The sequence below is a fragment of the Actinomadura sp. NPDC048955 genome, from assembly GCF_040649435.1.
Taxonomy (GTDB): domain Bacteria; phylum Actinomycetota; class Actinomycetes; order Streptosporangiales; family Streptosporangiaceae; genus Spirillospora; species Spirillospora luteofluorescens.
This window is the reverse complement of sequence record NZ_JBEZJI010000044.1, coordinates 66,336-78,442: the sequence shown is the minus strand read 5'-3', so window position 1 is coordinate 78,442 and position 12,107 is coordinate 66,336. Positions and strand designations below refer to the sequence as shown.

General features: G+C 73.4%; 7 protein-coding genes. 6 read left to right on the top strand and 1 reads right to left on the bottom strand.

Annotation, left to right across the window (positions count from 1 at the left end; translation table 11 throughout):
• Positions 1 to 32: 32 nt before the first annotated feature.
• Positions 33 to 1,256, bottom strand: a complete 1,224-nt coding sequence (locus tag AB0C84_RS32230; protein ID WP_361073906.1) for a cytochrome P450 — start codon at positions 1,254 to 1,256, stop codon at positions 33 to 35.
• 268 nt (positions 1,257 to 1,524) lie between these two features.
• Here AB0C84_RS32230 and AB0C84_RS32225 point away from each other — a divergent pair, with 268 nt between their 5' ends.
• From AB0C84_RS32225 to AB0C84_RS32200, 6 genes are all read left to right on the top strand, one after another.
• Positions 1,525 to 2,313: a DeoR/GlpR family DNA-binding transcription regulator gene (locus AB0C84_RS32225; RefSeq protein WP_361073904.1), complete on the top strand. Its 789-nt coding sequence runs from the start codon at positions 1,525 to 1,527 to the stop codon at positions 2,311 to 2,313.
• A 201-nt stretch (positions 2,314 to 2,514) separates the two neighbouring features.
• A complete protein-coding gene (locus AB0C84_RS32220) occupies positions 2,515 to 5,211 on the top strand; it encodes a family 78 glycoside hydrolase catalytic domain (RefSeq protein ID WP_361073902.1) in 2,697 nt (898 codons plus the stop codon).
• Positions 5,212 to 5,290: 79 nt separating this feature from the next.
• Positions 5,291 to 6,571 carry an extracellular solute-binding protein gene (locus AB0C84_RS32215; RefSeq protein WP_361073900.1) on the top strand — a complete coding sequence of 427 codons (1,281 nt, stop codon included), beginning with the start codon at positions 5,291 to 5,293 and terminating at the stop codon, positions 6,569 to 6,571.
• Positions 6,572 to 6,573: 2 nt separating this feature from the next.
• Positions 6,574 to 7,548, top strand: coding sequence for a sugar ABC transporter permease (locus tag AB0C84_RS32210; RefSeq protein ID WP_361073898.1), 975 nt, complete (start codon positions 6,574 to 6,576; stop codon positions 7,546 to 7,548).
• On the top strand, positions 7,545 to 8,372 hold the full coding sequence (locus AB0C84_RS32205) for a carbohydrate ABC transporter permease (protein WP_361073896.1): 828 nt from the start codon (positions 7,545 to 7,547) through the stop codon (positions 8,370 to 8,372). Before AB0C84_RS32210 ends, AB0C84_RS32205 begins: the two co-directional genes overlap by 4 nt.
• Positions 8,373 to 8,422: 50 nt before the next feature.
• Complete coding sequence (locus tag AB0C84_RS32200) at positions 8,423 to 12,100, top strand: glycosyl hydrolase (protein WP_361073894.1); 3,678 nt, start codon at positions 8,423 to 8,425, stop codon at positions 12,098 to 12,100.
• Positions 12,101 to 12,107: the final 7 nt, after the last annotated feature.

Genomic DNA, 12,107 nt, shown 5'->3' with positions numbered 1-12,107 from the left:
CGGCGGGCCGGGCCGCCGGACCGGGAGGGCCGTCAGGGCCGGACGGGCCCGAGGGCCGCCGGCAGGCTGAGCGGGCCGACCGTGAAGAACGAGGGCGAGTAGGGGATGTCGTCCGGGTCGGCGGCGAGGGTGAGCTCCGGCAGCCGCCGGTACAGCGCGGCGAGCGCCAGCCGGCCCTCCAGCCGGGCCAGCGACGCGCCGATGCAGTACCGGGGGCCGTGGCCGAAGCTGACGCGCCCGTTGACCTCACGGGTGATGTCGAACCGCTCCGCGCTCTCGCCGTGCTCCGCCGGGTCGAGCCCGGCCGCCTGGAACGCCACGCCGACGGCCTGGCCCTCGGGGACGCGCACCCCGGCGATGGTCACTTCCTTGGCGGTGAAGCGCCAGCTCGTCATCATCACCGAGTGGCGGTAGCGCAGCGTCTCCTCGACCACGTCGGCCCACCGGTATTCGGCCTTGGCCAGTTCGAGCTGGTCGGGGTTCTGTGACAGCGCGACGATGGCGTGGCCGAGCAGGTGGACGGTGGTCTCGTGGCCCGCGACGAGCATCAGCCACAGCACGCCGACCAGCTCGTCGGTGGTCAGCCGGTCACCCTCGTCGCGGGCCTCGACCAGGCCGGTGGTGAGGTCGTCGCCGGGCGTCCTCTGCTTGCTCTCCGCCAGCTGGTGCAGGTAGGCCTGCAGCGCGTTCTGCGTCGCGAACGCCACCTCCGGCGGCGTGGTGTGCGCGAGCAGCGTCGCGGTCCACTCGCGCATCCGGGGACGGTCCTCGGCCGGGACGCCGAACAGCTCGCAGATCACCCACATCGGGAGCGCCTCGGTGAACGCGGGGACCAGGTCGACGACATCGCCGGCGGACACGACCTCGTCGAGCAGGCCCTCCACGATCTCGTGGACGCGCGGCTCCAGCGCCTTCACCCGCGCGGGCGTGAACGCCTTGCCGATCAGGCCGCGCAGCCGGCGGTGGTCGGCGCCGTCCTTGGTGGACAGGTGACCGCCCTCGACGATGGCGCGCAGCGGCCAGTCCTCGGGGATCGACCCGTCGTGCAGCGCCGGCCAGTGCCGCGGGTCGCGCAGGAAGGTGCGGTTGTCCCCGGCGAGGATCTCCCGGACGGCGTCGTGGGTCAGCGCCAGGTAGGCGGGGACGCCGCCGGGGAACTCCACCTCGACCACCGGGGCTGTCTCGCGCAGCCGCCGGCAGGTGTCGAGCGGGTTCTCGTTCGCGGCGGGGAAGGCGGGCAGGGAGCTCGTCGTCATTCTGTCCCATTCGGAGATGAGGTAAGTGACCGATGGTCCATCCTTTCCTCAGTGATCATCGCGCGGCAAGATTTTCACGAATTCGCCGTTATTTCGGTCCGTGCGGTCGTCGCGGCGATCGAGCCCCCGCGCACGCCGCGGCGATCCGACGGGACGGGTCAACCCGGCTGACCCGTGTGTTAACAAACCATCCGAACGTGTTACCTTGTGTGGCGCCCGGCCTCCGCCGACAGCCCCGTCGCGCGCGCCGGCCGCGGGAGGTTCCGGGATGGTCGAGCAGGGCGGGGGCGCACGCGGACCGGAGCGGCGCCGTCAGGACATCGCCGACATCGTCCTGTCCGCCGGGTCGGTCTCGGCCGCCGGGCTCGCCGAGCGCTTCGGCGTCAGCCTCATGACGATCCACCGCGACCTCGACGAGCTCGAACGCCAGGGCGTCGTCCGCAAGCACCGGGGCGGGGTGACCGCGCAGCCGTCCGGCGTGTTCGAGAGCAACGTCGCCTACCGGATGAAGTCGATGCGGCCCGCCAAGGACGCCGTCGCCGCCAGGGCCGCCGCGATGGTCGAGCCGGGCATGGCGGTCATGCTGGACGACTCCACCACGGCGCTGGCGCTGGCCCGCCGGCTGGCCGAGGCGGCCCCGTTGACGGTCGTCACCAACTTCCTGCAGGCCGTCAACCTGCTGTCCGGCGAGCGCGACATCCGGCTGATGGCGCTCGGCGGCGACTACGACCCGCTGCACGACTCGTTCCTCGGGGTGTCGTGCGTGGACGCGATCGAGGCGCTCAACGTGGACCTGTGCTTCGTGTCGACCTCCGCGGTGTCCGGCGGGTTCGCCTACCACCAGGAGCAGCGCATCGTGTCGGTGAAGCGCGCCATGCTCGGCGCGGCGGCCCGCAGCGTGCTGCTGATCGACCACTCCAAGCTCAGCCGGGTGGCGCTGCACCGGGTGGCGCCGCTGTCGGCGTTCGACCGCGTCATCGTCGACGACGGCGCCGGCGCCGAGGCGCTGCGCGGGCTCGACGAGCACAAGGTGACCTACGAGCTGGCGACGGCCTGACCCGCGCCCCCGTCGATGCCCGGCGCCCGCGGGCCCTCTCCCGGCCGCGCCGGTGACGGCGTCCCCGCGCGCGTCCGGTACCGCCGGAAGCGACCGGATGTGAGCCTTGACACCCTGATCAGCGCCCTCCTACGCTCAAGCTCACATTTTTCGCGTTAACTTCACAACCCAGTTTGTTGGGATCGCGATCGGAGCGAGTGAGTGACGGGTTCCCTGGGCCGAGGTCTCGCGCCGTACGGGCTTCGCTGCGACCACCGGGTGGAGCCGCTCGGGGTCGACGAGCCGGCGCCGCTGCTGTCGTGGCGGCTGGCCTCCGGCCGGCGCGGGGACGCGCCCACCGGCTTCCGGGTCCGGGTCCTCGCCGACGACGGCGCCCAGGTCTGGGACAGCGGCGCCGTCGCCGACCCCGCCGCGGTCTCCGTCCGCTACCGGGGCCCCGCGCTGCGGCCCCGCACCCGCTACCGCTGGACGGTCGCGGTCACCGGCGCGGCCGGCGAGTCCTCGCGGGAGGAGTCCTGGTTCGAGACCGGGATGCTGAGCCCCTCCGCGTGGTCGGCCGCCTGGATCACGCATGACCCGTCCGTCCAGGACGTGGTGGACGCTCCCGAGGAAGGCGAGCTCGCCCTCGCCGACCACGGCCTCCAGCCGGCCGTCCGGCTGCGGAAGGCGTTCGAGGCCGCCGCCGCGCCGGCCGCCGCGCGCCTGTACGTCACCGCCCGCGGCCTGTACGAGATGCGCCTCAACGGCGCGCGGGTCGGGGACGCCGAGCTCGCCCCCGGCTGGACGGACTACCGCGACCGCGTCGACTACCAGGTGTACGACGTGACCGGCATGCTGCGGACGGGTGCGAACGTCCTGGCCGCGACGGTCGCGGACGGCTGGTGGAGCGGGTTCGTCGGCTTCGACGAGCGCCGCTCGGGCGCGCATTACGGAACGTTCCCGCAACTGCTGGCCGAACTGCACCTCGTGCACGCCGACGGCTCCGCCGACGTCGTCGCGACCGGCGGCGACTGGCAGAGCGCGCGGTCGCCCGTCCGGTACGCCGACCTGCTGATGGGCGAGTGCCACGACCTGCGCCGCGAGACCCCGGGCTGGGACCTGCCGTCCGGCGACCGCGACGCCGCGCGATGGCGGCCCGCCTGGGTCGCCGCCGCCGACCGGAGCCGGCTCACGGCCTCGGTCGCGCCGCCGGTCCGCGCCGTCAGGGAGTTGCCGGCGCGGTCGGTCACCCGGATCGCCGGCGACCGGTTCCTGGTCGACTTCGGGCAGAACTTCGCCGGACGCGTCCGGCTCACCGCGCGCGGGCTGACCCCCGGCGACCGGGTCGTCGTCAGGCACGGCGAGGCCCTGGACGAGGCGGGCGCCCTCTACACCGCCAACCTGCGCACCGCCGACGCGACGGACGTGCTGATCGCGGGGGAGGACGCCGAGACCGTCTTCGAACCCCGCTTCACCTACCACGGGTTCCGGTACGCCGAGGTGACCGGGCTGGGCGCGCTCGGCGCGGCCGACGTCACCGGCGTGGTGCTGCACAGCGACACGCCCTGGGCGGGGGAGTTCACCTGCTCCGACCCGGGCGTCGACCGCCTCCACCAGGCGATCTCCTGGGGGCAGCGCTCCAACTTCGTCAGCGTCCCGACCGACTGCCCGCAGCGCGACGAGCGGCTCGGCTGGCTGGCCGACGCGCAGGTCTTCCTGCCCACGGCCTGCCTCAACGCCGACGTCGCCGCGTTCTTCGACGGCTGGCTGCGCGAGGTGCGCGGGGCGCAGTCGCCGGACGGCGCGTTCGGGAACGTGGCGCCGAAGATCGCGGGGGTGGCCGACGAGGGCGCTCCCGGCTGGGGCGACGCGGGCGTCCTCGTGCCCTGGCACCTCTACCGCGTGTACGGGGACGAGCGCTTCCTGGAGCGCAACCTCGACGCCATGTGCGCGTGGGTCGACCACGTCCACCGGCACAACCCCGACCTGGTGTGGACCCGCCGCACGGGCCCGCACTTCGCCGACTGGCTGGCGCCCGCCCCCACCCCGCGCGACGTCCTCGCCACCGCCTACTTCGCCCGCAGTGCCGCGCTGACGGCACGCGCCGCCGAGATCCTCGGCGCGGACGAGGCCGCGGCCCGCTACGGCACGCTCGCCGCCCACGTCCGCAAGACGTTCGCCGAGCGGTTCGTGTCGCCGGACGGGCGGGTCCACGGCGACACCCAGACCGCCTACCTGCTGGCGCTGGCGTTCGAGCTGCTCCCGGGCGAGCTGGTCCCGGCCGCGGTGCGGCGCCTCGCCGCACTGGTCGAGGACGCCGGCCCCGGCCTCACCACGGGGTTCCTCGGCGTGGGGCTGATCGCGCCCGTCCTCGACTGGCACGGCCGCGCCGACCTCGCGCACGCCCTGCTGCGCCGCACCGACCCGCCGTCCTGGCAGTACCCGCTGCGGCACGGCGCGACCACCGTCTGGGAGCGCTGGGACGGCTACACCGGCGAGCGCGGATTCCAGGCCGCGGCGATGAACTCCTTCAACCACTACGCGCTCGGCTCGGTCGGCGAATGGCTCTACCGCGGCGTCGCCGGCCTCGACCAGGCGCCCGGCTCGGCCGGCTACCGCGAGCTGCTGATCCGGCCGCGGCCCGGCGGCCTCACCGCCGCGAGCGCGCGCTACGAGTCGGTGCGCGGGGCGGTCTCCACCGCCTGGACCCGCCGCGACGGCGTGTTCGAACTGCGGGTGGCGGTGCCGCCGGGCGCGACCGCCACCGTCCACATCCCCACCGACGACCCGGACGGGGTCCGCGAGAGCGGGATCCCGGTGGCGGACGCCCCCGGGGTCTCGGTCGCCGGAACGGCGCGGCGGGAGCTCCGCTGCCGGACCGGCTCGGGGGAGTACCGCTTCACGGCGGCCCTTCAATGACGTCCGTCCCCGCGCGGGACGGCCGCGGCCGGGACCGCCGCCACCCCGGCGGTCCGCGCCGCGAACGCGAGGAGGAAAGATGACATCGTCGTTCCAGAACGCGGCCCTCAGCCGCCGAGGATTCCTGCGGTTGTCCGGAGGAGTCGCCGCCGCGGCCGCGCTGCCGGCGGGACTGGCCGCCTGCGGGGGGTCGTCCGGCGGCTCGGGGACCCTGCGCCTGGTGGGCGTCGCCGACCAGCAGAAGGCGCTCGACCTGCTCACCAAGGCCTACACCGGGGCGAAGTTCAGCACCTCGTTCGCGCCCACCGACCAGGTGCAGACGTCGGTGCGCACCCAGCTCGGCGCGGGCAACGCCCCCGACCTGCACGTGGTCTACCCGGGCAACGGCAGCGCCATGAGCATGGCGCAGATCGCGCAGGCGGGGCTGCTCGCCGACCTGAGCGGCCAGGCGTGGACGAAGAAGATCCCGGCGAGCCTGAAGCCGGCGTTCCAGAAGGACGGCAAGACCTTCATCTACTCGGCCGGGTCGAGCGTCATCGGCGCCATCTACAACAAGAAGGTCTTCGAGAAGGCCGGCGTGGAACCGCCGAAGACCTGGAGCGAGTTCCTCGACGTCTGCGAGAAGCTCAAGAAGAAGGGCACGGTCCCGATCGCGCTCGGCGCGCAGACCCCCTGGGTCACGCAGCTGATCACCTACGCGCTGGTGCCGTCGACCGTGTACGCCAAGAACCCGCAGTTCGACAGCCAGATGCAGGCGGGGTCGACGTCCTTCGCCCAGTCCGGCTGGGTGCAGGCCCTCGACATGTACCTGGACCTGCAGAAGCGCGGGTACTTCAACGACAATCCCAACGGCACGACGTTCGAGCAGCAGACGTCCATGGTCGCCACCGGGAAGGCCGCCATGGCGATCCAGGTGTCGGCCGTCCTGCCCGACTTCCGCGCGGCCGCCGCGAACGCCGCCGACCTGTCGATGTTCCCGGTGCCGGGCGCGGACGACGCGGCGCAGGTGCGGATCCCCGCCGGGGTCGTCGTGGGGCTCGGCGTCAGCGCCCGCAGCAAGAACAAGGAGGCCGCCGAGAAGTTCGTCGCGTTCCTCGGCGAGCAGCAGAACATCAACCGCTGGGCCGAGGCCGTCGCCTGCGTCCCGCTCGTCCGCGACTCCTCCTCCAAGATCGATCCGGTGCTGGAGCCGTTCCTGCCGTACCTGGACGGCGACAGGGCCGACCCGTTCATGGACCAGGCGTGGCCGAACGCCGAGGTGCAGCCCGCCCACTTCGCGCTGGTGCAGGAGCTGCTCGCGGGCAAGACCACGGTGGCCAAGGGCCTGGCCAAGATGGACGAGACCTACCGGAAGAAGTAGCCGTGCCCCCGACCGCACGTCCGGCACCGGCCGCCTCGGCGGCCGGTGCCGCGGGACCTCCCGACAGCGCGGCGCGCCTCCCCGCGCCGCCCCGCCGCCGCCGGCGCGGCGGCTTCCTGACCCCGCCGTGGTGGTTCGCGGCGCCCGCCCTGCTGGTGTACGCGCTGATCGTCCTGTATCCGAGCGCCAGCGGGATCCTCTACGCCTTCACCGACTGGAACGGCATCGGCGACCGGTCGTTCGTCGGCGTCGACAACTTCGACCGCCTGCTGCGGGACGACGCCGCGCGCGGGTCGCTGGTCAACACGCTGCTGCTGACGGTCGCGATCGTGGTCGTCCAGAACGGCATCGGGCTGCTGCTCGCGCTGGGTGTGCACACGCGCATCAGGTCGCGGGCGGTGCTGCGGGTCGTGTTCTTCGCGCCCGCCGTCGTCAGCCCCGTGATGGTGGCGTTCCTGTGGAAGTACGTCTACAACCCGGCGCCGGACGCGGGGCTCAACGGGATCCTCGGCGCGGTGGGGCTCGGCTCCCTGCGCCAGGACTGGCTCGGCGACCCCTCGCTGGCGCTGTGGTCGGTGGCCGGCATGGTGATCTGGCAGTTCTCCGGATACTCGATGGTCATCTTCCTGGCGGGGCTGGAGGGGGTGCCCGCGGAGCTGCACGAGGCCGCGATGATCGACGGCGCCGGCCGGTTCCAGCGGTTCCGCAGCGTGACCTGGCCGCTGCTGGCGCCCGCCGTGACGATCAACGTCATGCTGTCCACCATCGGCGGGCTCAAGCTCTTCGACCAGGTCTACGCGGCCACGAGCGGCGGGCCCGGCCATGCCAGCGAGACGCTGTCGACCGTCCTGTACAAGCAGGCGTTCGTCTTCGGCAACTACGGCTACAGCACGGCGATCGCGCTGGTCCTGGCGCTGTTCGTCGCCGCGGTCTCGCTGATCCAGATCCGGTACCTGCGCGGTCGGGAGGTGGCATGAGCCTGCGTTACGGACTGCGCACGTTCGCCCTGGAAGTCGTGATGATCGCGGTCGCGCTGGCGTTCCTGTTCCCGGTGTACGCGCTCGTCACGCTGTCGCTGAAGGACAAGCAGCAGATCGCCTCGGCGCCGCTGTCGCCGCCGTCGTCGCCGACGCTCGGCAACTACTCCGACGCCTGGTCGCGGGCGTCGCTGGGCTCGGCGCTGCTGAACAGCACGGTGATCACGGTGGCGAGCCTGGTGGCGCTCATCGCGATCGGGGCGTTCGCGGCGTACTTCCTCGCCCGCTGCGCCTCGCGGCTCGGCTACACGCTGTACGTGCTGTTCCTGCTCGGCATCGTGCTGCCGTTCCAGCTCGGCATGATCCCGCTGTTCAAGCTCGCCGACTCCGCGGGCCTGCTCGGCACCTACCAGGGAATGATCATCTTCTACACCGGCATCCAGCTGCCGTTCACGATCTTCCTGTACACGGGGTTCATCCGGGCGCTGCCGGGCGACTACGCCAACGCGGCGCTGATCGACGGGGCGGGCCACCTCCAGGCCTTCACCCGCGTCGTGTTCCCGCTGCTGCGGCCGATCACCGGCACGGTGCTGATCCTCAACGCCGTGTTCGTCTGGAACGACTTCTTCACCCCGCTGCTGTACCTGGGCGGGTCGGCGCGCGAGACGGTCCCGGTGCGGGTCTTCGCCTTCGTCGGCCAGTACGTCTCGGACTACGGCCTGGTCTTCGCCGGCCTGGTCCTCGCCGCACTCCCGATCATCGTGATCTTCCTGGTGCTGCAGCGGTATGTGATCAAGGGGTTCGCGAGCGGGCTCAAAGGATGAGCGAAGCGAACCGGGGGGTGTGGGGGGTCGTCCCCCCACGGGAAACAGGGATGAGCGGGATTCGGGGGCGGGTGCGGGAGGTGCTGGAGGCGCCGCCGCGTGCGTTCTCGCCCGTGCCCATCTGGTGGTGGAGCGGGGAGCGGCTCGACCGGCGGCGGCTGCGCGACCAGCTCGAACGGTTCGCCGAGGGGGGCGTGTACAACCTGGTCGTGCTGAACCTGGCGCCGTCGGGTCCGATGTTCGGCGCGGACGCCGACGATCCGCCCTTCTTCTCCACCGCGTGGTGGGATCTGCTGGACGCCGTGTGCGAGGACGCCGCCGAGCTGGGCGTGTCGCTCTGGTTCTACGACCAGCTCGGTTTCTCGGGCGCCGATCTGCAGGCCCGCCTGGTGCGGGACTTCCCGGACTACGCGGGGCGGTGGCTCCGGCGGGACGGGACGGCGGACGTGCGCGGTTTCGACTACCTGTCGGCCGAGGCGTGCGCGGCGCTTCTCGACCGCGTGCACGGCGAGTTCGCGCGGCGGCTGGGGCACCGGCTCGGCAACGTGATCGTCGGGTCGTTCCAGGACGAGCTGCCGTCGCTGCCGACCTGGTCGGAGGGGTTCGCCGGGGAGTTCGAGCGGCGCTGCGGCTACGACCTCGCGCCGCACCTCGCAGCGCTGTGGGGGAGCGGCGGCGTTGACGCCTTCGGGGTCCGCCGCGACTACCACCTCACCCGCGCCGAGCTGGCCGAGGAGGCGTTCTTCCGGCCGCTGGCCGAATGGCACGAGCGGTACGGCCTGCTGCACGGCTGCGACCAGCAGGATCCGGCGCGGGCGGGGCTTCCCGTGGACGGGGTCAGGCTGTACGCCGACTACGCGCGCACGCACCGCTGGTTCGGCGCCCCCGGATCCGACCACCATGGCGACGCCCGCGTCCACTCCTCGCTGGCGCACCTGTACGGCCGGGACCGGACCTGGATCGAGGCGTTCCATTCCAGCGGCTGGGGAGGGACGCTGGAGGAGACCTTCGACTGGCTGCTGCCGTGGCTGCGCGCCGGGGCGACGCTCTACAACCCGCACGCCGTCTACTACTCGACCAAGGCGGGCTGGTGGGAGTGGGCGCCGCCGTCCACCGACTGGCGCCAGCCCTACTGGCGGCACCACCGCGTCTTCGCCGACGCCGTCGCCAGGCTCTGCGCCGCCCTCTCGCTGGGGCGGCACGTGTGCGACGTGGCGGTGCTGTTCCCGACCGCCACCGCGCAGGCGGGCACGCGGCTCGACGGCGTGGACCCGGACGCGTCGCTCGCCCAGGAGGTCTACCGCGAGCTGGTCGGCGACATGGCGTGGTTCCGGATGGTGCCCGGCGCGCTCGACCGGCTGGGGATCGACGCCGACGTGGTCGACGACGACTCCGTGCAGCGGGCCACGGTCGCCAAGGGGCGGCTGGACGTCGCGGACGAGTCGTACGGGGTCGTGCTTCTCCCGTCCTGCACCGTGCTCGAAGGGGAGACGGCGCGCAGGCTCACCGCGTTCGCCGAGCATGGGGGCCGTGTCGTCGCGGTCGGCGCGCCGCCCCTCCGCGGGGTCGGGGACCCGGGTGCCGACGAGGCGGTGGCGGGGCTCCGCGCCGTGCTGGAGGTCGTGCCGGGCACCGGCGCGCTCGGTGCCGCCCTCGACGGCGTCCGCCGGGTGGACGCGCCGGTCCCCGCCCTCGTCCGGGAGGTCGACGGCACGACGCTGGTGTTCCTGACGGCCGCGCCGTCGATGGCCAGCCGCGTTTCGGTGGGACGGCCCGACGAGCGCGGCGCCGACCTCGGCTGGCTGGACGTGACCTACGACTTCGATCCCGGCCGGTACGTGCGGGACATGCCGGTGCGGGTCCGCGGCGTGAGCGGTCCGGCGTTCGTCGCGAGCCCGTTCGGGGGCCCGCCGCGTCGGCTGGAGACGCGCACGGTGGACGGGACGTCCGTCGAAACCGTCGTCCCGTTCGACGACGGGCCCGCCGCTCTGCTCCTCTTCCCGGGAGGCGAGGACATCGCGGCACCTGCACCTGCACCCGCTACGCGGGAGACCGTCCTCGACCTCGGCACGTCCTGGACGATGGACCTGGTTCCGACCCTCGACAACGCCTGGGGCGACTTCGCCCGGCCCGCGGCCTGTCACGACGTCCCATTCGAGCGCTGGACGGTGAGTCACCGGACGGAGGAGGAGGCAGAGTGGTCCGAGGCGCACGCCACGTTCGGCCCTCACGGGGTCTGGGCCAGGGAGAGCGAGGGACAGTGGCGCCCCTTCGTGTACTCCGACTCCCGCGGCATCCGCAAGGACACCCTGCACCGCGCTTTCCTCGGACCCAAGGGGCACGTCCCTGAGGAGTTCCTCGATTTCGGTGACGTCCAGTCCGGTGACGTGGTCGTGTTCCGGACCCGCCTCACCGTGCCTGGCGAGGGCGGCTTCGTGACCGTCGGCGCCGCCGCCGCCAAGACCGTCCGGCTGGACGGCGCCACCGTCGCGCTGGACGACCGGGGCCACCTGGCGATCGCCGAGGCGCCGGTCCCCGCGGGTGACCACGACGTCGAGGTGCGGCTCGTTGCCGACGAGGACGTCCGGCTGCGCGCCCACCTCGCCGTCGTCACCGAGCGCGGGCGCTACCGGCGGCCGGAGTGGATCACGGCGGCGGGGCCCGCCCGGCCGGGGGCCGAGGTCGCGCTGAGCATGCCGCTCCCGGCGTCCGCCGCCGGGGCGATGCTCCAGGTGGCCTCGGCCGCGCCCTGCCGCGTCCTCGTCGACGGCGCGGAGATCGGCCGCCAGGGAGGGTTCGACCCCTACGCCGAGCAGGAGGTCCCGCGCGTCGGCCGCTACCGCGTGACGGGCGGCGAGCTGACCCTGGTCCTGACCGAGGGCGGCCCGCCTCCCGCGGTCCTCGTGGACGGGCCGGTCGTGTCCGGCCCAGGCTGGACCGCGGCGCGCGACGGCGACCCGGTGCCCGTCGTGTCGCGCCGCGCGCAGTACGGCGACCCGGCGTCCCTCCACCTGCGCCGGCGGCCCCACCCGCTGCCCGGCGCGGCGTGGCTTGAGGACGACCCGGAAACGGACGTCGTCCTCCCCGCGACCCTCGCGATGCCGGACGCGGCGCCGCGGGTGGAGAGGCTGCGTTTCACCGTCCCGCCCGGCGCGACCCGCATGGCCGTCGACGTCCACGGCGAACTTCTGGAAGCGACCCTGGACGGGGAGTTTCTGGCCCCGGCCCCCGAGATGCCGCTGCCGGGGCAGGAGGCTCCGCCCGGCCGGACGGCGGAACTGCGAATCCGTACCCATCCCGGCCACCGGGCGGGGGCGGCGCTCGCGGGGCCGGTGCGTTTCACGGTGGTGCCCGGCACGATCGAGCTAGGCGATTGGGAGGAGGCGGGTCTCGCCGGTTACAGCGGCGCCGTCCGCTACCGGCGCTCGTTCCGCCTCGCGGCGCCTCCGTCCGGAGCGGCGCTCGACCTCGGGCGGGTGCGCGGCACCGCCGAAGTCACCGTCAACGGCGAGGCCGCCGGAGTGCGCATCTGCGCCCCGTACCGCTTCGACGTCGGGGCGTCCCTGCGCGAAGGCGACAACGAGATCGAGATCCTCGTCTGCGGAACCCTCGCGCCCTACCTCGACGAGGTGAGCCCCACCCACTTCGTCTTCCATGGCCAGCGCGCCTCGGGGCTCTATGGCCCCGTCCGGCTGCTGATGGAGGCACCGGCCGCCGGCGGGCGCTGACCGAACG